Origin of the sequence: Photobacterium sp. BZF1, from assembly GCF_014349205.1 — a bacterium.
Lineage (GTDB): Bacteria > Pseudomonadota > Gammaproteobacteria > Enterobacterales > Vibrionaceae > Photobacterium.
On the sequence record NZ_JACSOF010000016.1, the window covers coordinates 19971 to 43718 of the forward strand.

Sequence of the window (23748 nt, forward strand, 5' to 3'; positions counted from 1 at the left end):
TTAATGCGGTAGATCACTGGCGAACTCGCCCAGTGCATTTTCTACCAGTTGGTCGAATCGCTCGATGGCAATCTCGCTGTTGTAGGTGGTCCAGCGGAATACCAGATTCCAGCGCAAGAGATAAATAACAACAGCTTCGAAACTAAAGCGCTCTTTGGTACTGATGCGATCAAGTTCTTCCCAAACCGCTTCTAATAAGGCTTTTTCAAGCTCGAGGCTTTGATCGTGCTCCATGTACCGGGCAACATCCGGCAGCCATGGAAAAGCGAACTGCAAGTTAAAGTAGGGCACATTCCAATTACGGCGGATGAACTCATAGCGCGTACCGAAACTCCAGCGAGGGCCAGAAGGTGCTTTTTCCCCAGCTTTTTTGCGGCGCAGGGCTGCAACAACCGTTCGCATATCCAGGCGCCAATCAATCAGATCGCGAAGTACTTTGCTTTTGACTTCACTGCGCGCACGGGTGGCGAATTTGATCAGCTCGGCATCATCGGCATCATCCTTGGTGCGATCCCAATGCATGAGTTGCTCAATCATGTTGAGGTGCTTACGCTCATCAAAGGTGAGTGCACTCAATCGGCGTTCCAACTGGTAACGCGAGATCGGCGTGATTTTACTGTTAAACAGCGAATCGATATGCGGCAGTGACGTCAACAAGCTATGATATGCTTTATCAGACATATACGTTCCTTGTTAAAGGAGAGGCAGGGCAAGCCTGCCTCTTCTATATTACTTGACGATACCTTCCAACAACGCGCGGAAACGTGGCTGGAGATGGTTTAGCATCATCTGGGTAACGGTTTCATCCGACAGCGCCACTTCGATATCTTTATCTTTCAAGCGGAACACAACGGCGTTCTTGTTATCTTCATTGACATTGAAAGTGACCCCTTCACGCAGCATTTCAGCGGCTTGCGCCACCGCGAAGTGGATCAGGGTACCTTCCTTAAGCTCTTCAGGGTTGGCACTCAAATCATTCACACCCACAACACGGGTCGGCAAGATAACTTCAACAGGCTCATCGGATTTGATAGCGCTGCGGCCTGCGACTTCGAGGATCATCTGCTGCAGTAGCTTTTCGTCTGTTAACTGGGTACCGACGGTAGCTTGGATTTGCTTGGCAAATTCATCTTGCAAGAACGCTTTCAGCTCTAAAATGGCGTTACGGTTAGCCATTTCAAACGCTTGTTTACCTGCGGTTGAGATAAAGTCCGCTTCCTTACGGGCATTGCCCAGGATTAGGCCGGCTTTATCACGCGCTTCTGCAACAATCGTTGAGGCTTCTTCTCGCGCTTCGGCAATGATTTGATCTGCTGCTTCTTTACCGGCATCCACACCTTCTTGGCGGAGGGTGTCGACCAGTTGCTTGATCCCTGCCGAGACAGGCGTGGTGTTTTGATTTTCTACTGGCATGGTCTGTTCCTTATGCGCCGATGTTGGCACCCATCACTAGCGCAAATACGAAAGCAAATACTGAGAAGCCTTCTACGATTGCCGCTGGAGCAATAGAAAGACCGAATACTTCAGGCTTGTTCTTCGAAGCGTTGATGGCTGCCGATACCGCCTGTCCCTGGTAGATAGCAGAGAAAAGAAGTGCTAGACCTGTCATCAGGCCAACACCGAACAGGCCGCCAGCCGTTTCTGCATCAACACCGATCCCGGCAAGGGTGAACATAATCACGATACCGTAGATAACCTGAGAGGAAGGCATGGCAGACAGGCCGATGTATTTACCGTAGCCAGATTCAACATCCAGCATGGCACCACAGGCTGCCTGACCGGCTACCGAACAGCCGATAGCTGAACCAATAGCACCCAGTGCAACAGGAGCGAACGCGCCCAACCAACCAAGTGCAATAACAAATTGTTCCATGTTTTAATCCTCTTTCTTCCGAAAAGCTTTGAATGGGTATCCTTCGTCGGATAGTCCCCAGTTAACAAATTCAATAACGTTCAGGCGCATACCGTGAACCACACCACTCATGACACAGAGTGCGAAGTTCAAGATATGGCCAAGCAATAAGATCAGGCCGCCAAACAGTACCCCAGAGACTGGCTGGGCTTCGACAACTTGGCCGGCAAGTGAGTTAAAGGTCATTGCCAGCGATGCACCTGACAGGCCAAGCGCAAACAAACGCATGTAGCTCAGGATGTCACCGAAGGCGCTGGTAATGTTGTAAATCGCCTTGGCACCATCGAGTACCCGCAATGCCATGTCCTTGCGACTGTTGATTGGCCGGTCGCTGCTATATACACAGACAAGCCCAGCGCCACCGAGCATCAACAGTCCGCCAAGTCCTTTGCCGAACCAACTCCAGACTGCACCCGTCACACCGAACCACATCAACATGCCGCCAAACATCAGGGCCGCCCAACCAAGAGGTGCAAACGCCCGCTTGTGGGTACGGTTGATATAGGCCGTCATCACATTGGCGGTGATCAGGTGCATGACACCGATAAAGACCGAAAGCCGCATCATGGCGTTGTAATCGTTCATATCGATGATGTGGAAGAAGTCCCAGAAGCTGCCTTCGCTTGGTGAAATACCAAAGTAACTACCTGCCAGCACACCCCAGAAAATACCTAACCCAGACATGAACAAGCCCATGTTCTTCAGTCGTTTGCCTTCTTCTGAAGCATCAAACTTTTCACGGAAGAACAAGATGATCAGGCCGAGGATGGCGCTGTACATGGCATCATTCATGATCATTGCGAAGAACAATGAGAATGAATAGAACACCAGGTTACCTGGGTCCCAGGCACGGTAGTTAGGCGTTTGGAAGAAGCCCATCGCTTCTGCACCGCCCCCAGTAAGCTCGGAGTTTTCCAGTAATGTTGGTGGTTGGTCCTCATCCTTGGGATCTTCGAACAACACCGCAGAACCATAGACATCAGCCATTTCTATCACTGCGTCCTGGGCATCGGCAGGCATCCACCCCTGAATAAGGAAGAACTCGCCTTCGTCCTGGACACCTGATGAAGCAAGCAGCAGTTCTGCCTTGTCTTGGCTCGCCGCCAGTGATTGACTCAGCGGGTAGATCCAACGGGTCAGGGCTTCACGCTCTGCCATCAAGTCCTCAAGGTGCTGTTCGGCAATCTCGAGGTGTTCCTCGACTTTGGACAGGCTATTGCCACCAATGTGGGAACGGTCGATCGGAAGCAACGCGGGATCGGGCTCGGACTCAGACACAATGACAACATAGGCGTTTTTCTGATCACGGTGCACCTCTTGCCAAGGTAGTTCTACGTCTGACATCGCAGACAGCTTTTTCAATGGCAGTAGGTAAAACCAGAAGCGCAAGTTTTTGATTGTGCTGATATCAGGCAGTTCAAACTCCCCCCAAGGGCGAAGCAACTGCAGGCGTTCCTTAAGCAAGTCGCGCTTGTCCTGCTGCTCACGGATATGGCGTTTGTTCTCGAGAATCTGTGCGACCAATTCATCGACATCAACCAAATCCTTGTCCTTGACCGGGCGGCGCCGACGCTCGACGCGGCTCAGCCAGGCGAGTGCCTCGCTGGCGTCTGAAGGTTGCTGCATCGCCATTGCATGGTTGGCATCGGCATCATCCTGACTAAGAGGAATGAGGTGCATGCATCCCAGCGCCTGCAAAGCGATCAGGATCTCTTCCCGGCGAGAGGCTTGGCCACCGAGTGTTAACCGTTTTAACTGTTTGATACTCATGATTGGCCTCCCTGCGTTTTCTTTTGCTGAGCCAGCACTTTTTGCTTCGATAGTTTGGCGTTCATTACAGCCGCGCGTTCTTGGTCTGATAGGTAGATACCAATCCGCTTGATACTTTCTTGGGTATCAGGGATCAGTACTTTCGAGAACAAGTTCACACGCTGGCTGGTGATCCGGGTGGCATCGCTGATCAATTCATAACGCTGCTGGTAAACGGCCAGCTCAACACGTAAACGAACCATTTCTTTCAGCTGACGTACCACACTATCGACCCAGTGCGGGCGGGCAAGATAACTGTATGGGGTCACTTCAACGTCGATGGACTCGACGACCGGGACCCGGCAGCCAACAATATTCTGGGTGGCAAGCTTAACGTCAGTGACCTTGACTAGGTTGTTGACGTTGATTTCCTTGCACGCGAGCATCGGGATAGCTTGCTCAACCACGGCGCGCAAATCGGCGACGCGCTGTTTGGCTTGTTGCAAAGCGCTCTCGGCTTTCTTACGCTCCAGCATTAATTGTTGACGCTTCAGTTCCAACGCAGGCAGGTAGCGGTTGTAAGTTTTTAAACTCCGCTTTTGCTTGTTTAGCGAGCTTTTGTTAAGTGCTACCTTTGCCATGGATTATTCCCCTGCTGTTTCCGCTTCCAGATCCAACTGCTCTGGATAAGGCCAGTACATTTCCAGCAGGCTGTCTTTGATCAGGGTTTCTTCCGGATCAAAACATTCCGCGAGGATCTTCCAGCTAAAGTCCAGTGCATCTTCAAGGCTCATGTCGACATCTAGCGTCATGAAGTTGTCCTTGAAGTACTTACCGAATTTCAGCGTCTTCTTGTCATACTCTGACAGTTCGAATGCCATAGCCTGTTTCTGCTGGGCTTCAACGGAGTCGGAATAGAAGCGGATCATCACGCTCATGATGGCGCTGTGATCTTCACGGGTTTCTTTACCTACCACCATCTGCTTAAGACGGGACAGGGAGCCGAATGGGTCAAGGACGCCATCGTGGAGGTAGAATTGCCCTTCTGTGATATAGCCAGTGTTATCCGGAACCGGGTGGGTTACGTCATTGCCCGGCATGGTAGTCACTGCCAGTAGGGTGACAGAGCCAGCCCCTTTGTAGTCACAGGCTTTTTCGTAGCGTTTGGCAAGTTGCGAGTACAGGTCACCCATGTAGCCGCGGTTGGCTGGGATCTTGTCCATCGAAACGCCGATTTCCTTCATGGCGTCGGCATAGGAGGTCATATCGGTCAGCAATACCAATACCTTCTTGCTTTCGTCAACGGCAAAGTGCTCGGCGACTGACAGGGCCATATCTGGCGCAAGCAAGCGCTCTACGGTTGGATCCGAGGCTTGGTTGACGAACATGATGGTACGCGATGATACACCGGCCTCTTCAAACTGGGTTTTGAAGAAGTGGTAGTCATCATAGATAAGCCCCATGCCAGCGAAGACCACGACATCGGCTTCCGCCTGGATCGCGATACGTGCTAGGAATTTGTTATACGGCTCACCGGCAACAGAGAAAATTGGGATTTTCTGTGATTCAACCAAGGTGTTGAATACATCGATCATCGGCACGTTGGTACGCACCATACGGGTTGCCAGTGTACGGCGGACCGGGTTGACTGAAGGTCCATCGATTTCGACTTTAGGGTCTGTTTCTAGCTCGGGGCCATGGTCAATGGGTTGCCCGGCACCGTTAAAGATACGACCTAGGATGTTTGGTGAATAGGTAACCTGCATCGGTTGGTCAAGGAAGCAAACGGCGGCATTGGTCGATAGACCCTTACAACCAGCAAAGACCTGAAGGGAAACTTCTTCATTGTCGATTTTGATGATCTGGGCAAGCGAGTAGTTTTCGCCGTTTTGCTCAATCATCGCAAGATCGCCGTACTTGGCCTTCGCATTGCTCGAGGAGAGGTTGGGTACTTCTACCCTGATCAAATCACCAACGATACTGAGTATGTTGGTGTAACGTAATAGACTCTGTGGCATCACAATACCTTGATAACTGCCTGGGGGATGAGTGTTTCAATGAGAACTATTAATTACTTGCGCTCATTTATTGCCCGCTTGTGAATTACCTGCCCATCCAAGGCAGGGAAAAAATCCAAAGCACAGTTACTAAGGTTATGCGGATGTAGTTCATTTGGTACTAATCTGTTGTTTCAATTGATGTCAAATTGTAACAAATGATTTCAATCACATCGGGATATTCGAGCCAATCTATCGGATAAATCATGGGTATCGGTTTATTCGATAGCTGTGGGGTATAAAGCGTTAATTTGCTAAATAATTGATTATGATGGTTTATATTTGATCTGCGTATATCACTGTGAAAATGCGCTTCAGCAATTGTTTTTTCTTTTTGCGATCTACCTAGCAGTTTTCAAAACTGAAAAATTAGATATCACCATTATTTTGTCTTTTAACACATGTAAAAAAAGTTAATGAAATGGTGTGGGCTGAAAACCTTCGCATGGTGATTTTTTCGACAAATACTGCCTTTGCGGGAGGCAATAGGTTTTGGACTGACAAAATAATGTGTCGTTGAAGTGCTAGGAATTCGACTCATTACTATTGTGCTGGTTGCTTTTTGTGTCAGTAATCGCGCTATCGCTTTCTGAATCTACCCACTTCATGAAAACTTGGTATCCGGCAGAAAGAAAAGCAGCACCAATAAACATTCCTAATATGCCACCTGACATCATGCCGCCAACCGCACCAATCAAGACAACAGGCATCGGGACTTCCAACCCCCTACCAAGAATCATTGGCTTCAGGAAGTTGTCAACCAGACTTGCTGCAATGATTAGGATTGAAAATATCGTGTTGTGTATGGCCGATGATTCCCCGCTTGACCATAAGATCCCAACAGCAACAAGGGCCACAATGGTGACAGGTAGCTGCATAATGGCGAACATCAAAGCAATTAAGGTAAATAACGCTGCTGCGGGTACACCAGCAAGTGCAACGGTCGCACCAAAGACCATAGCAGTAAGGAAGGCAATACCTATGACTCCTATGGCAACTTGTCTAAGTGTCGCCGTGGTGAGTTGATGTAACTCCGGGCCTATTTCGTTGTTGGAAAAACTGATGAAGATCCGTCGCATAGAGCGACTGGCAGGCTCGGCCCAGGCCAGCATAATACCGGCGATAATAATGGCCCCAATCATTAGGAAAACACTTTGCGCCGCGCCACTCGCCCTGTCGACAAACCAAGTGGACAAACTCTTTAGTTGAGGTTGGCGCTTTTCTATGAACTGAGGTAAATCTGCAGCCGCTTCCCCCCAAGCTTCATGCATTTTATCACCGACTAATGGCCATTCTTTGACACTGTCAGTGGGGGATGGAACGATCAGGGCGCCTGTTTCATAAGCTTCGTAAGCACCGAAAATTTTAGATGCAAAGGAGTTACCCACCATAGCGGTAGGAACGCCGAGCAATAACACACCGACAATCGCAATAAGTGTCGATATTTTTGCAGCAGACCAACCCAGTTTAGCTTCCAAGAACAAACGGGCAGGGTAGAGTGCAATTGCAAGCACGAGGGCCCACATTAATATCGGCAGGAAGGGTAAAAATGCCCAAAAACATACCAAAACAATAAAAGCGATGACGGAAAAGCGAATGAGTGAAGCTGTAAATGCACTCGACAGTGTGTGCTTTAGGTTTTCATTATCGCGATTCACAGCGTATCCCTCTTGGGTGAACAATGAAGGTAAGGTTGTCCTGTTTGAAAATCTGTTTTATCCGTAAAGGGTGTTATTAACTATATATTGATTTGCCTTGTCTTCCGTCGCAGAAATAAAAATTGAGTCTTTATCGGGCATAAAAAAACCAGCTCTATTGAGCTGGTTTAATTTTGGTGTCTGTTAAGACCGGCGTATTACATTACGCGCATGCCAGGCTTGGCACCTTCGTGCGGTTCAAGGATCCAAAGATCTTCACCGCCAGGGCCAGCTGCCAGTACCATACCTTCAGACATGCCGAACTTCATCTTGCGCGGCTTAAGGTTAGCGACCATTACAGTGTGCTTGCCGATCAGGTCTTCAGGGCTGTAAGCCGACTTGATACCAGCAAATACCTGACGGGTTTCGCCACCTAGGTCCAGCTCAAGCTTAAGTAGCTTGTTAGCCTTAGGCACTGATTCGCAAGAAACGATCTTGGCAATACGCAGGTCAACCTTGGCAAAGTCATCGAACTCGATTTCGTCTGCGATAGGCTCCTTGCTTAGCTCCGTTTCGGTCTTAGCCGCTTCTGCTTTTTCTTTTGCTGCCATTTCAGCGGCTGCATCTTCTTTTGAAGATTCAACCATAGCTTCAACTTTCTTAGCGTCGATGCGGTTGAACAGTGCCTTGAACTTAGTCACTTCGTGACCAGTTAGCGGCTGGGCAATGCCGTCCCAAGTCAGGGTTTCGTTGAGGAAGCCTTCCGTACGCTCAGCTAGCTGAGGCATAACAGGTTTCAGGTAAGTCATTAGAACGCGGAACAGGTTGATACCGACTGAGCAGATTTCCTGTAGTTCCTGATCTTTGCCTTCTTGCTTAGCAACAACCCAAGGGGCTTTTTCGTCAACATACTGGTTAGCTTTGTCAGCCAGTGCCGTGATTTCACGGATTGCACGGCTAAACTCGCGAGTTTCGTATAGCTCTGCGATGCGATCAGCAGCAGCAACGAACTCAGCGTACAGCTCAGGCTCGGCAAAGTTATCAGACAGCTTACCTTCGAAGCGTTTGGCGATGAAGCCAGCGTTACGTGATGCCAGGTTAACAATCTTGTTCACTACGTCGCTGTTAACGCGCTGGGTGAAGTCTTCAAGGTTAAGGTCCAGGTCATCGATACGGCTGTTAAGCTTCGCTGCGTAGTAGTAGCGTAGGCATTCTGGGTCTAGGTGCTCTAGGTATGTACCCGCTTTGATGAAGGTACCCTTAGACTTAGACATCTTGGCACCGTTTACTGTTACGTAGCCGTGAACGAATACGTTGTCCGGCTTGCGGAAGCCCGCGCCTTCTAGCATTGCAGGCCAGAATAGGCTGTGGAAGTAAACGATGTCTTTACCGATGAAGTGGTATAGCTCGGTTGAGCTGTCCTTGTTCCAGAACTCGTCGAAGTTCAGGTCATCGCGCTTGTCACAAAGGTTCTTGAATGAGCCCATGTAACCGATAGGTGCATCTAGCCACACGTAGAAGTACTTGCCAGTTTCACCAGGGATTTCAAAACCGAAGTAAGGTGCGTCACGAGAGATGTCCCACTGCTGTAGGCCAGACTCGAACCACTCCTGCATCTTGTTGGCGGTTTCGTCCTGAAGGGCACCAGACTTGGTCCACTCTTTCAGCATGCCTTCGAATTGAGGCAGGTCGAAGAAGAAGTGCTCAGAATCCTTCATTACAGGTGTTGCGCCAGAAACGGCAGATTTCGGGTTGATCAACTCAGTTGGGCTGTAGGTTTCGCCACAGTTGTCACAGTTGTCGCCGTACTGATCTTCAGACTTACACTTAGGGCAAGTACCTTTAACGAAACGGTCCGGTAGGAACATTTCTTTCTCAGGGTCAAACAGCTGAGAAATAGTACGGTTGGTGATGTAACCGTTTTCTTTTAGCTTGGTGTAGACGTATGACGCCAGCTCGCGGTTTTCTTCAGAGTGCGTGCTGTGGTAGTTGTCAAAGCTAATATCGAAGCCAGCAAAGTCAGCCTGGTGCTCTTTGCTCACTTCGGCAATCATCTGCTCAGGTTCCATACCCATCTGCTGGGCCTTAAGCATGATTGGAGTACCGTGTGCATCGTCTGCACAGATGAAATGAACTTCGTTGCCGCGAAGGCGCTGATAGCGCACCCAAATATCCGCTTGTACATGCTCAAGCATGTGGCCCAAGTGGATAGAACCGTTAGCGTACGGTAGGGCGCAGGTCACCAGAATTTTTCTTGGATTTGCAGCCATAATGTCTTATTTCGCTCGTGATGGGTAATAAAAACGTAGCTGTAAATACTACCTGATGGATAGCACCTTGCCTAGGAGGATCTGCTGTAAATCACGGTAAAATGGGGCGCTAAATAAGCATCGGTGTTAGGATGTAGGTAAACAATAAATGTGGAGCGCTAAAAGATCATGAGCAATGACTCAATTACCCGTTTCGAAAGCGTGGCAGATATTTGCCGTTGGTTGAACCAGTTTGAACACCCTTGGTTACACGAAGAGTGGGCCGAGACGACCAATGTGGTGTCGGTGTCGGCTGACGGTAAAATATCGGTGACGTTTCCTTTTGCCGCCAGCCAAGTTGCAGAGCTTTTAGAGCAATGGATCATTACCCAGCAGCAGCTTCATCATATTGCCAGTGACATCCATTTCGATATTTCCTGCCGTGTGGCGCCATTGGCTGCCGGTGATAAGCAATCGCTCAACGGTGTAAAGAATATTGTTGTGGTGAGCTCGGCCAAAGGCGGGGTGGGTAAATCGACCACATCGGTTAACCTTGCGTTAGGTTTGCAAGCTCAAGGGGCCAAAGTCGGCCTGTTGGATGCCGATATCTATGGCCCATCTGTGCCAATGATGCTGGGAACCGTCGATGAGAAACCCCAGTCACCGGACGGTAAAATGATGATGCCGATTGAGTCATGCGGCCTATATACCAACTCAGTCGGATATTTGGTGCCCGCTGACAGCGCGACCATTTGGCGCGGTCCGATGGCTTCAAAAGCGCTATCCCAGATTATTGCCGAGACCTGGTGGCCGGATCTGGACTATCTGGTTATCGATATGCCACCGGGTACCGGTGATATCCAGCTAACACTGGCGCAGCAGATCCCCGTTACCGGGGCGGTCGTTGTGACTACACCTCAAGATCTGGCCTTGGCTGATGCTATCAAAGGGGTCAGCATGTTCAACAAGGTCGACGTGCCTGTTCTCGGTGTTGTTGAGAACATGAGTTATCACATCTGTAGCAACTGTGGTCATCATGAACCTATTTTCGGCACGGGTGGGGCAGAACGCATGGCCCAGGAGTATGCGGTTCCGCTGTTGGCACAATTGCCATTGCATATCAAAATTCGCGAAGATATCGACAACGGTAAGCCGACAGTGGCGGCATCACCTGATTCTGAGCAGGCGCAAGCATACATCCAGCTAGCCGGTTCGGTGGCGAGTCGCCTCTATTGGCAAGGTACACCGGTAGCTGAGCAGATCACAATTCGTACAATGTAAACCATTGCTTTGGTCAAACTTGCAGAGTTTCTGAGCAAACGTGGCAGATGCCGCTTTTTTACTGGCATCTGCCCCTACATCTGCCTATAATCAGGCGGTTTATTTATGCCTATTTGAGCCACTTCCCGACACAGTGAGTGATGGGACGTGGGCTTTTTGTTACGGTTTGTCCACTACGCCACGTTGTTTTACAGGTGCTTTCTGATATGTCTGAACACTCTCACCAATGCGTTATTATCGGTATTGCAGGTGCCTCTGCATCCGGTAAAAGTCTGATTGCCAGCACAGTTTATAAAGAGCTAAAAGAAAAAGTAGGCGATCATCAGATCGGTGTTATCACGGAAGATTGCTACTACAACGATCAAAGCCACCTAAGCATGGATGAAAGGGTAAAGACCAACTACGACCACCCAAATGCCTTGGATCACGACCTACTTTGTGACCACCTTGAGCAGTTGATCCGCGGTGAAGCGGTGGAAGTGCCTCAGTACAGCTACAGCGAACACACGCGTATGACTGAAACCACCACGCTGACACCGAAGAAGGTGATCATCCTGGAAGGTATCCTGCTGCTGACTGATCCTCGCCTGCGTGAAATCATGCACGCCAGTGTATTTATGGACACGCCGCTAGATATCTGTCTGCTGCGCCGTCTTCAGCGTGATGTTGCAGAGCGTGACCGTACCATGGAATCTGTTCTTGAGCAGTACCAGAAGACTGTTCGTCCGATGTTCATGCAGTTCATCGAGCCATCGAAGCAGTACGCAGACATCATTGTCCCTCGTGGCGGTAAAAACCGTATCGCGATTGACGTACTAAAAGCACACATTGCCAAGTTGCTACGTGCTTAACGTCAGACATGACTAGTGAATATAAAAATAGGCAGCACTACGCTGCCTATTTTTTTACCTAGTGAAAACTGTTACCTAGCGAAAACTTTTACCTAGGTAATACAAAGGAACCCATCTTTGGCTATACACTCTATCTATTTGAAGTCCATGGGCTATATGCCACAATGGGATCAGAGTACTTTGCGCTAGGCTCGATTGATGGGCATGGATGAAAAGATGGGGATGTAATGAAAAAAATAATAATGGCTTTGCTGGCGATTATCGTCGTTGCGGTTGTAGGTATCGCGGCCTTGGTGGCACTGGTTGATCCCAACCAGTTCAAGCCGATGATTGCCGAGCAGGTGAAAAAAGCAACTGGCCGTGATTTGGTGATTGACGGCGATATCAGTTGGCGCTTCTTCCCGAGTATCGGGTTTGACATTGGCAAAACAGAATTTCGTAATCCGCAAGGTTTTGCCGAGCCAAACCTTGCCCAGTTCGAACAGGCGGAGCTGTCCGTCTCTGTCATGCCGTTATTCTCCCAGCAATTGGAAATTGGTAATGTCAGTTTGCTGGGTGGCCGAGTGTTTATTCAAACACTTGAAAATGGCGTCAGCAACCTAGATGGTCTTTCGGGCCAAGATAAGGCTGGTGATAACGCAGACCAATCTGCGACCGAGTCAACATCGTTAGAGGCGGAACAAGCTGGCTCTCAAACCGAGCAACAAGCATGGCAGATAACCTTGGCTGGCGTTGAAATTAACAATGCTAGCGCGCTGATTATTGATCATAAAGCGGGTAGCCAGACGGAAGTTGAGCGCCTTGATTTCTCCCTCGACCAATTTGCGCCGGGAGAGTGGACTGCCGCCAAGTTCAATATTGCCGGTAAAGCTGGCGAGCTGAGCTTCAGTGCGGAAGGCCAGACAGAGCTGTTAATTGCCAAGGCGCTTGATGGCGCAGAGCTTAAAGCCTTGTCGTTGAAGGCCAGCGCAAAAGATGCGGCCAATGATATCCGCAATGCCAATATCTCGCTGGATAGTTTCAAATTGGGTGAGTGGTCAACGATTGATTTTGCTATTGAAGGCCAGGTGCCGGACTTGAGCTTCAACACCCAGGGTTCTACCCAGTTAATGGTGGATGAAGCGGTTAAAGTCATTGACTTGAAAGCCGCCAAGGTGAGTGTTGATGCCAAAGGTGCCAGCCTACCACGCCCTGAAATGAAAATTGGCCTAGAGGCCGATGCCAAATACCATTTAGACAATGGGTTGGCAGAGCTACCTTCACTCAAGGCGACAGTGGATGAACTGGCTCTGGCCGGTAATGCTTCTTTCCAGTCGGCTGATATCCCAGTGATCCGCTTTGATTTGTCTTCAGACAACATCGATGTTGATGCTTTCCTTGGAACAGGGAGTGAGAGTGCTCCATCTCAGGCCAGTGATGGAGAGGTGCAGCAAGCAGGTGCAGCCGGAAATAATTCAAGTGCTACAAATGATAAGGAAAAAGGCCAAGAGCCTGATCTGAGTGTGCTGAAAACACTCGATCTGGCCGGTAAACTTACGGTTGGCCAATTCAAAGCTGCGAACGCTCATTTGAGTGATGTGACATTGGCGATGACGGTGAAAAATGGTGTGTTTGATTTGAGCGGCCTTGATGCCAAGCTTTACCAAGGCACTATCCACAGCACAGCCAAAATCGATGCTAACGGTAAGTTGCCCACTTACCGTGTTACCAAGCAGATCAAAGGCGTACAAGTTCAACCTTTGCTGGTGGACGTCGCGCAAAATGATACCTTGGCCGGCACTGGTGACATCACGGTTAATGTTTCAGGTACAGGCCTAGCTGAAAAGCGTATCCGTGAAAATATTGCCGGTACTATTGATATCCGTTTTGCTGACGGGGCGATATATGGCGTCAATGTTCCTGAGATGATCCGTGAAGCCCGTGCGACCTTGAAGGGGCAAAAGGCAGAGTACGTCAAGGAAGAGAAGAAGACGGACTTTTCAGCGATGTCTTCGACTATCAACTTGGGTAAAGGGGTCGCTTCAACCAATAACCTTGATATCGATTCGCCATTGCTGCGTATCAACGGCAATGGCTCGACCAGCCTAGTCGATGAAACGATCGACTTTGCGGTAAATACCTCTGTGGTTGCCACCAGTAAAGGGCAGGGCGGTAAAGATATTGATGAAGTCGCCGATCTGACTGTGCCGATTGATGTCAAAGGCAGCTGGAGTGAGCCGGCGTTCTCGCTCAATATTGCCCAGTTGCTAAAGCAGAACAATGAGCTAGAGCAGAAGGCGCAACGCGAGGTAGAGCGTGGCCTAGAGAAGCTGTTGGGTGACAAAGCCGAAAATGAGGATATCAAGAAGGCCGCAGATAAGTTGCTCAAAGGGCTTTTTAACTAGCGCCCAGGTGAGATATCCATCTGAAGTAACAGGGAGAGCAGTTGCTCTCCCTGTTTTGTTTGGGTTGCTTTGTGCTAGTGGAAACAGCACGTGGTCATTTACAGCATTACACCACACCTAATTGCTGGAGCATCCCCATTTGGTCCCACTGCTCCCAGCGTTCAACGACACGGCCGTCTACGACACGGTCCAATATCAAGCCTTCGAACTTAACCGGTTGCCCGGTTGGGGCGGTATCGCCTAATGGCCCGGTGTGGGTTCCGACAGCTGTCCATCTTGTCGCGACTTTATCACCCGAAACGATTTGGTCATCAACCGTTAAGTGCAAGTCTGGAAATGCGGTTAACAAGCCTTGTACCAGATTTTTGAACTCTGAAACGGAAAGGTTCGGTGATGGTGCGCCTGCAATATGAATAATTCCAGTCGCCGCAAAGGCTTCATCTGCGCCTGATACCGTACCTTGGTTTAGTCCATCAATCCACACCCGTTCGTAGTCAGTAATTGCTAGGGTCATCGCTATTTACTCAATGAAGGAGTTCATTGGTAAAGATAGACGATATATAAGGTAGGTTTTGTTAGGCAGAGGGGAAATGTATTTTAGAAAGCCCTACAGCGGGGTAGGGCTATGGTTTTTATGGTTTAAGCCAATTGCTTTTTTTTCTTGGCTGATTTTTGGCTTTCTAAAATATCCTGGAAGGCTTTTAGCAGATCAATAGCCGACAACATACCGACCAGTTGCCCCGTTTTGTCCAGCACCGGTGCAGCGCCGACATGGAAGTCCAATACAGTACTGATGGCTTTGGTCAGGGTGTCGTAGGTACGGACATGGACAATATCCCGGATCATCACATCGCTGATGTGCCACTCATCCGTCAGGTGGTATTCGTGGCCGATTTCTGGAGATTCATCGACCCAACCTGGGCGGCGGAGTTCTCTGTCACTCACAATCCCGACCAGTTCGCCGTCATCATTGACGACGGGCAGGTGACGAATGTTTTCGTCGCGCATCAAAAAGAAGGCTTCTCTGAGACCGGTTTCTGGGGAGGTGGTGATGACTTTGCGTGTCATGTATTCCGAGACTTTTGTTGGCATTGCATCTTCCTTTTATCAAAGTTGATGGGTGTTGCCTGATTTACCGTAGCGAATATTACGTTATCGATCTGCGAGCAAAACCTAGTTTTCAGAACAAGTCCTTTTCATATGTAAACAATTTTGTAACTTGTTGCGTAGCTACTAATAGCTCTGATAAGGTGGCGGCTCACAAAATGAATAAGGAATAATTGTGGATTCAGTAACACAAGCGGCGTTAGGGGCAGTGGTCGCCGGTGCAGTAGCAGGCAGGAAGTGTTCCCCAAAGATTTTGTTAGCTGGTGCGGCGCTGGGCACATTGCCGGATCTTGGTGTCATGATCAGCTATGGTGATCCGGTGTCGGACATGGTGAAGCACCGTGGATTTAGCCACTCGCTGTTTGTCCTTCTGCCTTTCTCTTTTCTATTGAGTTGGTTGTGGCAAAAATGGCGGCCAACCCGCTTTAGTTTCAATCACCTTTGGCTTCTGGTTGCAGCTTGTTTGATCACCCACCCGCTACTTGACGCGATGACCGCGTATGGCACCCAGTTATTCTGGCCGATCAATGTGCCGGTAGCTATGCCTAGCTTGTTTATTATCGACCCGCTCTACACTATCCCGTTATTGCTTGTGATTTTGGCGAGCCTATTGTGGCGTGATCGTATCGCCAAGCTTTGTACGGCAGGGCTTGCGGTTTCAACGCTATATATCGTTTGGTCGGTCAGTGCGATGAATATCATAGATAGCAGGGTTGAGCAGCAGTTAGAGGGCACGCCGCTTGCCGGACAGCCGGTCTTTATTACCCCAACGCCATTTAATACCGTGCTTTGGCGAGTGGTGGTAAAAGGTGAAGATAATTATTACGAAGGCTTATCCTCGGTACTGGATGGTGATACTGAAATAGATTTTTTGCAAAAGCCATTAGGGGCTTGGCCAGAGCAACTTGCTTCTGAGCACCAACAAATGCTCGAGCATTTCACGGGTGGGTTTATTAAATACGAGCTGCGCCAGTCTAAATTGGTGGCGTCAGATCTACGGTTGGGAATGGGAGAGCAGCTTGCGTTCCAGTTTGCCCTTGCAGAAAAACAAGATGAATGGACAAATATAGACCCTGTTAGGGTCGAAAGCCCAAGAGGAAGGTTAGCGCAGATCCCGAACTTGTGGCTACGACTGCTCGGTAACCAAGATATCGATGCGAACTTATGCCACGTCTCCGAATGCCCGAGGCCTACCGTACCGCTGGCGAGCCGGTAAGTTAAATACGTTAAATGAAAATTACAGCAATGGCTGATGAGGGGTAACTGACTATCTCATCAGCTATTTTTATTTGTGCCACGATAAAAATGTAGCGGTTAGGTTAATATCTGGTTTGTCACTAGTACGCTTTGTGTAGCTATTTTTCGCTTAGCGTACGGCGTTTATACGCTATTATTCACACTTCAATTCACCTGCAGAAATTAACTTGTAGAAATTGATAAGTATCAATTAGCTACAAGTTTCATACTGCCATTATGCTCCCAATTTCAATTAACTACCCCTTTTGGGTTAAATGTTTCGATATAGGGAGATAGCGAATATGCTGTACTTGGAGTTTTTATTTCTCCTATTGGTGCTCTACGCAGGTAGCCGTTTTGGCGGTATTGGCTTAGGGGTTGTATCAGGCCTTGGTTTGTTGATTGAGGTCTTTGTCTTCAGGATGCCACCGACTTCACCGCCAATCACTGTAATGCTGATCATTCTGGCGGTGGTGACCTGTGCGTCTATTCTGGAAGCGGCTGGTGGCCTTAAGTACATGCTACAGGTGGCTGAGCGTATCCTGCGCAGTAACCCTAAACGTGTCACTTTCCTTGGACCCTTAGTGACTTATACCATGACATTTATGCTGGGTACCGGCCACGCGGTTTACTCCATCATGCCGATTATCGGTGATGTCGCGTTGAAGAACGGTATCCGCCCAGAGCGTCCGATGGCTGCCTCTTCTGTTGCTTCCCAGCTAGCCATTACGGCAAGTCCAATCTCGGCGGCTGTTGTTTACTACCTTGCGCAGTTATCCGGCGTACAGGAGAGTATTCACCTGTTGACTATCCTGATGGTTACCGTGCCATCGACGTTGCTAGGTACCTTCTTGTTGTCACTGTATAGCTTACGCCGTGGCGCAGACTTGTCTGAAGATCTCGAATACCAGCGCCGCCTGCGCGACCCGCTATGGAAAGATAAAATCCTTCATACCACTGCGACATCATTAGACGAGAAACTACCGACATCAGCCAAACATGCGGTACTGCTTTTCATCTTAGCCTTGGTATCGATTGTCGTTGTTGCGATGGTGCCAGAGATTCGTACTATTGGCGACAGTGCTAAACCGATCCCAATGTCGGTGATCATCCAGATGATGATGCTGGCCTTTGGCGGCCTAATTTTATTGGTAACCCGTACTAATGTGCAGAAAGTCCCTGAAGGGGTGGTGTTCAAGTCGGGTATGGTGGCGGCCATTGCTATCTTTGGTATTGCCTGGATGAGTGATACCTACTTCCAATATGCTATGCCTTCATTTAAAACCGGGATTACTGAGATGGTTCAGGATTACCCGTGGACCTTTGCGCTCGCACTGTTCATTGTCTCTGTTGTGGTAAACAGCCAAGCAGCAACAGCACGTATGATGCTGCCGGTCGGTATGGCCATGGGTTTGAACCCGGCACTACTGATAGGTTTGATGCCTGCAACGTATGGCTATTTCTTCATTCCAAACTACCCATCGGATATCGCGACCTGCAACTTCGATGTCACTGGTACAACTAAGATTGGTAAATGGTACTTTAACCATAGTTTTATGGTTCCGGGGTTGATAGGGGTGGTTTCGGCTTGTGCGTTTGGGTATACGATAGCGCAAATGATTGTTTAATTTATCTTAATCAAATAAGCGATTTTGAAAAGCAAGCCAGTGACTTCGGTCACTGGTTTTTTTTGTATATTAAAATGAATTGAGTAATTAAAGTTTTGTAAATCACGATAAAAAATATTCAACCAAGCAATTAATTGAGTATATAATTGATTAAAAATTATCATATATTGTTGGGGTTTGGCAGTTTGTTTTTAGCTGCTGCTGTGATGGTTGAGTGTATCTAGGAAATTGGTGAGGTAGAAATTAACAGTTTAAAACGGGTTTTGACGGTGACAGACTTTGAATCTCTTCGCGCGAAAATGCATAACAAGGTCGTCAAAAAAGCTGAGACTTACTATAGGAACAAGCTGGACAAATCCAAGAAGTCTCAATCGCACCAAGAATAAACGTATATTAAAAAAGGGAGTGAATATTCACTCCCTTTTTACGTTTAATCGTGCGAATTACGGTAGCCGGGCTCTTCGGCATCTTCGTAAGGCCAGTAATGGTGGCCGACGCGGATGAGCAAGGTTGCAGCGGCTAGGATAAAGGCGGCAACTGATAGCCAGACAATATAGGCACCATCGAGTTCTTTCATACCGAGGGTGATATAGCGCGCTATTGCCATGATTGCGATGTAAATCGGATAACGAACAGGAATTTTCCCGTTGGTAACGAACTGCTGTACCATCGCCAGCACTTCAAGGTAAATAAACATCAGCAAGATATCTGTCAGCGCAATCTGGCGGTTGGTATAGATCACGATGAATTCATTGATCATGGCAGCCAGAGTGGCCAAGGTGATACCAACAAGCAAGATAGCTTCGAGAATATGGAACAGTTTGAGGAATATCTCACTGAATTTTTTTGGTAAATGTGAAGGCATTTGTGTCCCTTGTAAGACTTGTAATTGGCCTTGATTAATAGACCTGTTATGAGCCAAATATTGGCTTTTTCTTGCCAAGGGTCAAGTAAAAAATGTGACAAAGATCGAGATGGATAAGTAGCCACCATCAAGCAACAAGTGGCTACTTTACACTAACTTTTCGGTTACCAGTCCACACCCTTACGGGCTTTTACACCGCTTTCGAAGGCATGTTTAATATTGCGAACTTCGGAAACAGTATCAGCCATTTCAATAAGTTCCCGGTGGGCACCACGCCCAGTCACAATCACCGACTGTGATGCTGGACGGTTCTTAATGGCTTCAATGACTTCAGTTAGCTCAATGTAGCCATAGGTCACCATATAGGTCAGCTCATCGAGAAGAATGACATCATAGCTATCACTTCCCAACATTTTTTTACACTCCGCCCAGGTGGCTTGGGCAGCTTCGGTATCTGCTTCTTTATTCTGGGTTTCCCAAGTAAAGCCTGTTGCCATGACGGCAAAATCAACATTATGTTGCTCGAGCAAGGCGCGCTCGCCACAGTCCCAGGTGCCTTTGATAAACTGGCCGACGCCACATTTCTGGCCGTGCCCCACCGCACGGGCGATGGTGCCAAAACCGGATGTGGACTTACCCTTGCCATTACCGGTAATGATCAGAAACAGCCCCTTCTCTTCTTGCGCAGAGGCAACTTTGGCATCGATTTCCGCTTTGACCTTTTGTTGGCGGGCTTTGTAGCGGCTGTCTTTCTGGTTTTGATCTACCATGATGATCCTTTTTATAGTTGGGCTACCATTGCCAATATGATCAGATAACCTGTAATTTCAGCTAGTTGCTGACATGCGCCAAGGCAATCTCCAGTATAGCCCCCTAGTTGCCGGGTAAACCAGCGGCCACAGGCATAACGAACCAGTAGCAGGGCGGTGGTGAGAATGAGTGCCATTGGCAGTGGCAAAAACAGTAATATAAAGAAACTGGTGATAATTAAAACCCACAAATCTTGTTGGCTTTGCTCATTGGCCAGTGGCTTGACCTTGCTTTGTTCATCCAGGCGAACATAGGGATAGCTGAAGATAAGGCTGGCTGCAACAGCACGGCTTAAACCATGAAGGCAGAACAGTGCTAGAGCGGTGAAGGCCGGGGATATTTCTGCGAGGGCTGTCAGGCTTGACCACTTTATGGCTAGAACGACAAACAGAGCCGCTGCTCCATAGGTACCGAGCCGCGAGTCTTTCATAATCTCTAGCTTTTGTTCCGGTTGCCAACCCCCGCCGAACCCATCGAAGACATCAGCCAATCCATCCTCATGAAAAGCACCGGTAATCAGCAGGCTTGTTGCCATGGCAATGAGCACGCTGACAGAGGCAGGTAATACAAGATGGGCCAGCCAGAAACTTACCGCGCTGATTAGACCGACTATCAGGCCAACCAAGGCAAAGTATCGGTTGGCCTTGTTTAACAGTTCGGCGGAATAGGGGGTATCTGCCGGAATTGGGATACGGGTAAAGAAAGCGAGTGCGATCAGGAAAATGTGTCCTTGTTGCTTTAACGCCGGGAGAGTGAGCGACATGGTTAGCGGCCTTGCTGAATTTTGAAAGACAATACGTTACTTCAACCTTTGTTGAGATACCAGCAAAGTACAGAGGCAAAAAAGTGCTAAATGTTATCTTGACGACTAGTAAATAGATTTTAATGCGCATATCATACTGTAAATTTAATTTGCTGGGGGAAGGTTATGCGTTGGTTGGTGGTTTTGTGTTGTTTGATATCGGCTGGGTGTTCAAGTCGTTTACCTACAGAAGATGAGAAGGCTGTCATTACGGCGGCAAACAGTCATCAGCTTGAAGAGGTGAGCTACATTAAAGACGCTAATGGCTTGCAGTGGGTGTCTCCGCAAGTGGCGTTATCAGACTATCAGCAATTGATCATTGAGCCTGTTGGGCTTCATCAGCGCACCCAAACGGTACACCAGATCCCGCCAGTGGTTTTAGAAAGGGTCTCGGTTAGGCTGCAGCATTTGCTTGAGGAGGAGCTCTCTGCTGGGGTCCCGATTGTTGATAAGCTGGGTGATAAAACGGCTATTTTGCGTGTAGAGATAAGCCGGGCCAGTACCGATATGGAGGATCTCAAAATTACTGAAATATTGCCCTATGGTGCTTTGATTGGTGGTGCCAAGGCCCTGCTTGGCACAAGGGATCGGAATGTCCGTATTTTGGTGGAGTCCCAGTTACTTGATAGCCAGACCGAAGAAATCCTTGCTGAGCGTGTCAGTGTCATATTGGCCAAAGATGTGCTGGAAAATAACCGCGAAATGTTACGCTTCGAGCAAATTCAGGAAACAGTTGACCGATTTACTCAGGACATCGTCCATTTTATCCGTTTGAGCGCTTATACTGCGAAGAACAACGAGCAAAGCTAATAGCAATCATACGCGGTTAAGGAGTGACAATGACGCAACGGATTTTGGTGGTATGTATGGGCAATATCTGCCGTTCACCGACGGCAGAGGCGGTACTGCGAGCGAAGGTTGCAGAGCGAGGGGTAGATATCGAGGTGGATTCAGCCGGGACGATAGGATACCACCAAGGCGAACTGCCCGATCACCGTGCGCGTGCTGCCGGCGAGGCGAGGGGGTATAGTTTCGAGGGGATCCGTGCCAGGCAGGTGGTAGAAGGCGACTTTGAAGTGTTTGACCTGATTTTGGCTGCCGATAACGATAACTTGCGTGACCTCAAGCGCAGTTGCCCAACCCACCTCCATCGTAAGCTCGCACTGTTTCTGGAATTCGGCCGGGCTGATGTCGAGGAAATTCCAGACCCGTATTATGGTGGCCAGCGCGGCTTTGATTATGTTCTCGATTTAGTCGAAGAAGCCTCAGATGGTTTACTCGATAAACTTTAACAGCCCCTGATACAAGTAATGTAATCCTATCAATAAAAACGCCCGCATTGATTAATGCGGGCGTTTTTTTGTTTCTACTCAACCAAAGGGGTTAACCAAGCGTATCGGTGGCAACCTTGTAAGTTGGGTCTTCCATCAGGTTCACTTCCACCAAGTTACCCGCTTTTTTCAGTAGCGAGCGGCACTCAGGGCTTAGGTGGCGGATGTGCAATGTCTTACCTTGGTTAGCGTAACGCTCGGCAATCGTATCAATGGCTTCGATTGCTGAGTGATCCGCAACACGTGACTTTGCAAAATCAATGATCACATCAGCAGGGTCGTTTTTAGCATCGAACAACTCAAGGAAGTTAGCTGCCGAACCGAAGAACAGCGGGCCGTCTAGTGCATAGACTTTCGAACCATTGTCATCAACATAGCTTGATGCGTAAATGTGTTTGGCATGTTTCCAGGCAAAGACTAGCGCAGAATAAATCACACCAACGATAACAGCCAGTGCCAAGTCAAATGCAACGGTTACCCCGGTTACCAAGATAATGGCGAAGAAGTCATGTTTAGGCACTTTGCGGGCCATCTTGAAGCTTGCCCACTCAAAGGTACCGATAACAACCATGAACATCACACCAACCAGTGCAGCTAGAGGGATGATTTCGATTAGCGACGAGCCGAATAGGATAAACAGCAATAGGCCAACCGCACCTGTGATGCCTGACAGACGGCCACGGCCACCAGAGTTGATGTTAATCATCGACTGGCCGATCATCGCACAGCCACCCATTGCACCAAAAACAGAACAGGTGACGTTAGCAACGCCCTGGCCCACACACTCACGGTTGCCTTGGCCGCGAGTACCTGTCATCTCGTCGATAACCGTCAGGGTCAACAGCGATTCAATCAGGCCGACAGCCGCCAAAATCAAAGAATATGGCAAGATAATGCGCAGGGTTTCCATGTTGAAACCCACTTCAGGGATAGCGAATGTCGGTAGTGAACCTGCCAGGGTCGCGTTGGCATCGCCACTCATTGAACGGACGAAATCAATCACCGTACGGGTATCCAAGCCAAGGCCATGAACCAGCACGGTTACCGTGATAATCGCAACCAGTGAAGACGGTACTGCTTTGGTTAGCTTTGGCAGGAAGTGGATGATGAACATAGTTAGGGCAACCAAGCCAAGCATGACGTAAAGCTGGGAGCCTTGCATCCACTGTAGGGCACCGGTTGCATCCGGTACTTTGAACTGACCCAGCTGGGCGAGAAAGATAACAATAGCCAGACCGTTAACGAAGCCGATCATTACCGGATGCGGTACCATCCGGATGAATTTACCAAGCTTGAAGACACCGGCTAGGATTTGCAGAACACCGGCCAGCATAATGGCGGCAAAAAGGTACTGAATACCGTGTTCTGCGACTAGGCTGACCATAACAACGGCCATAGCACCGGTAGCACCAGAGATCATACCCGGACGACCGCCAAGTACAGCCGTTACCAAGCCAACGATGAAGGCAGCGTAAAGGCCAACCATTGGGTCAACACCAGCGACAAAGGCAAATGCTACTGCTTCAGGTACAAGGGCAAGGGCAACTGTAAGCCCCGAAAGAACGTCATTCTTGACGGATTGTCGTGAAAATTGTGGGAATTCAAACATGCTTATAGGTTTTGATCTGACTCTGGTGATTGATTGGAGTAGCTTTGCTATTAAGGCTACAAAGCCGCGGATCCTACAGAAATCTGTGATTCAGTTCAACTTTCAAGCTGAATTATTCATCCTGCCTGTTACTTAGTGTAAGAAAGTTTGATGTCAGTAATGTTATTAGTGAAAAGTTGCAGTCATTGCAAAGGGAGGGCCCAGTTAACGGGGAAATTGCAGGCAAAAAAAAGCCATGCA

The 23748-nt window shown here is 48.7% G+C and carries 21 protein-coding genes; 7 read left to right on the top strand and 14 right to left on the bottom strand.

What is annotated here, in order from left to right:
* From BIZ37_RS05215 to metG, 8 genes are all read right to left on the bottom strand, one after another.
* Entirely contained in the window at positions 1 to 681 is a 681-nt protein-coding gene (locus tag BIZ37_RS05215; protein ID WP_107301532.1) for a DUF2764 family protein, read from the bottom strand.
* A 48-nt stretch (positions 682 to 729) separates the two neighbouring features.
* Entirely contained in the window at positions 730 to 1413 is a 684-nt protein-coding gene (locus BIZ37_RS05220) for a hypothetical protein (protein ID WP_107301533.1), read from the bottom strand.
* Positions 1414 to 1423: 10 nt separating this feature from the next.
* Positions 1424 to 1873 carry an ATP synthase subunit C gene (locus tag BIZ37_RS05225; protein ID WP_107301534.1) on the bottom strand — a complete coding sequence of 150 codons (450 nt, stop codon included), beginning with the start codon at positions 1871 to 1873 and terminating at the stop codon, positions 1424 to 1426.
* 3 nt (positions 1874 to 1876) lie between these two features.
* Complete coding sequence (locus BIZ37_RS05230; protein ID WP_187460590.1) at positions 1877 to 3682, bottom strand: V-type ATP synthase subunit I; 1806 nt, start codon at positions 3680 to 3682, stop codon at positions 1877 to 1879.
* On the bottom strand, positions 3679 to 4302 hold the full coding sequence (locus BIZ37_RS05235) for a V-type ATP synthase subunit D (protein ID WP_187460591.1): 624 nt from the start codon (positions 4300 to 4302) through the stop codon (positions 3679 to 3681). Before BIZ37_RS05235 ends, BIZ37_RS05230 begins: the two co-directional genes overlap by 4 nt.
* 3 nt (positions 4303 to 4305) lie before the next feature.
* Positions 4306 to 5679, bottom strand: coding sequence for a V-type ATP synthase subunit B (locus BIZ37_RS05240; RefSeq protein ID WP_107301443.1), 1374 nt, complete (start codon positions 5677 to 5679; stop codon positions 4306 to 4308).
* Positions 5680 to 6242: 563 nt separating this feature from the next.
* Entirely contained in the window at positions 6243 to 7376 is a 1134-nt protein-coding gene (locus BIZ37_RS05245) for an AI-2E family transporter (protein WP_187460592.1), read from the bottom strand.
* 197 nt (positions 7377 to 7573) lie between these two features.
* On the bottom strand, positions 7574 to 9625 hold the full coding sequence (gene metG / locus BIZ37_RS05250; protein WP_107301441.1) for a methionine--tRNA ligase: 2052 nt from the start codon (positions 9623 to 9625) through the stop codon (positions 7574 to 7576).
* A 168-nt stretch (positions 9626 to 9793) separates the two neighbouring features.
* On the opposite strand from metG, the gene apbC reads away from it, so the two are divergent.
* From apbC to BIZ37_RS05265, 3 genes are all read left to right on the top strand, one after another.
* Positions 9794 to 10885, top strand: a complete 1092-nt coding sequence (gene apbC, locus BIZ37_RS05255; protein WP_187460593.1) for an iron-sulfur cluster carrier protein ApbC — start codon at positions 9794 to 9796, stop codon at positions 10883 to 10885.
* A 206-nt stretch (positions 10886 to 11091) separates the two neighbouring features.
* Positions 11092 to 11736: a uridine kinase gene (gene udk, locus BIZ37_RS05260; protein WP_107301439.1), complete on the top strand. Its 645-nt coding sequence runs from the start codon at positions 11092 to 11094 to the stop codon at positions 11734 to 11736.
* A 227-nt stretch (positions 11737 to 11963) separates the two neighbouring features.
* Positions 11964 to 14120: an AsmA family protein gene (locus tag BIZ37_RS05265; protein WP_187460594.1), complete on the top strand. Its 2157-nt coding sequence runs from the start codon at positions 11964 to 11966 to the stop codon at positions 14118 to 14120.
* Positions 14121 to 14226: 106 nt separating this feature from the next.
* Here BIZ37_RS05265 and BIZ37_RS05270 read toward each other — a convergent pair whose 3' ends face one another.
* Positions 14227 to 14634 (bottom strand): ester cyclase, encoded by a 408-nt coding sequence (locus BIZ37_RS05270; RefSeq protein ID WP_187460595.1) that lies wholly within the window; start codon positions 14632 to 14634, stop codon positions 14227 to 14229.
* A 125-nt stretch (positions 14635 to 14759) separates the two neighbouring features.
* On the bottom strand, positions 14760 to 15212 hold the full coding sequence (locus BIZ37_RS05275) for an HPP family protein (protein ID WP_187460596.1): 453 nt from the start codon (positions 15210 to 15212) through the stop codon (positions 14760 to 14762).
* Between the two features lie 190 nt (positions 15213 to 15402).
* On the opposite strand from BIZ37_RS05275, the gene BIZ37_RS05280 reads away from it, so the two are divergent.
* Together BIZ37_RS05280 and BIZ37_RS05285 are read left to right on the top strand one after the other, a co-directional pair.
* Positions 15403 to 16443: a metal-dependent hydrolase gene (locus BIZ37_RS05280; protein WP_187460597.1), complete on the top strand. Its 1041-nt coding sequence runs from the start codon at positions 15403 to 15405 to the stop codon at positions 16441 to 16443.
* A gap of 322 nt (positions 16444 to 16765) precedes the next feature.
* Positions 16766 to 18091, top strand: a complete 1326-nt coding sequence (locus tag BIZ37_RS05285; protein WP_187460598.1) for an anaerobic C4-dicarboxylate transporter — start codon at positions 16766 to 16768, stop codon at positions 18089 to 18091.
* Between the two features lie 430 nt (positions 18092 to 18521).
* On the opposite strand, the gene BIZ37_RS05290 is transcribed toward BIZ37_RS05285, so the two are convergent.
* The 3 genes from BIZ37_RS05290 to BIZ37_RS05300 all read right to left on the bottom strand — a co-directional run bounded on the left by BIZ37_RS05290 (position 18522) and on the right by BIZ37_RS05300 (position 20529).
* The gene (locus tag BIZ37_RS05290) at positions 18522 to 18956 is read right to left on the bottom strand and encodes a phosphate-starvation-inducible protein PsiE (RefSeq protein WP_187460599.1); all 435 of its coding nucleotides are present in this window, start codon (positions 18954 to 18956) and stop codon (positions 18522 to 18524) included.
* 164 nt (positions 18957 to 19120) lie between these two features.
* Positions 19121 to 19726, bottom strand: a complete 606-nt coding sequence (gene cobO, locus BIZ37_RS05295; RefSeq protein WP_187460600.1) for a cob(I)yrinic acid a,c-diamide adenosyltransferase — start codon at positions 19724 to 19726, stop codon at positions 19121 to 19123.
* Positions 19727 to 19737: 11 nt separating this feature from the next.
* Complete coding sequence (locus BIZ37_RS05300; RefSeq protein ID WP_187460601.1) at positions 19738 to 20529, bottom strand: adenosylcobinamide-GDP ribazoletransferase; 792 nt, start codon at positions 20527 to 20529, stop codon at positions 19738 to 19740.
* Positions 20530 to 20694: 165 nt separating this feature from the next.
* Between BIZ37_RS05300 and BIZ37_RS05305 the strand changes: the two genes are divergently transcribed.
* Positions 20695 to 21378, top strand: a complete 684-nt coding sequence (locus BIZ37_RS05305; protein WP_187460602.1) for a DUF3313 family protein — start codon at positions 20695 to 20697, stop codon at positions 21376 to 21378.
* Between the two features lie 29 nt (positions 21379 to 21407).
* Positions 21408 to 21860, top strand: coding sequence for a low molecular weight protein-tyrosine-phosphatase (locus BIZ37_RS05310; RefSeq protein ID WP_187460603.1), 453 nt, complete (start codon positions 21408 to 21410; stop codon positions 21858 to 21860).
* Between the two features lie 91 nt (positions 21861 to 21951).
* Here BIZ37_RS05310 and BIZ37_RS05315 read toward each other — a convergent pair whose 3' ends face one another.
* On the bottom strand, positions 21952 to 23508 hold the full coding sequence (locus BIZ37_RS05315; protein WP_187460604.1) for a SulP family inorganic anion transporter: 1557 nt from the start codon (positions 23506 to 23508) through the stop codon (positions 21952 to 21954).
* Positions 23509 to 23748: the final 240 nt, after the last annotated feature.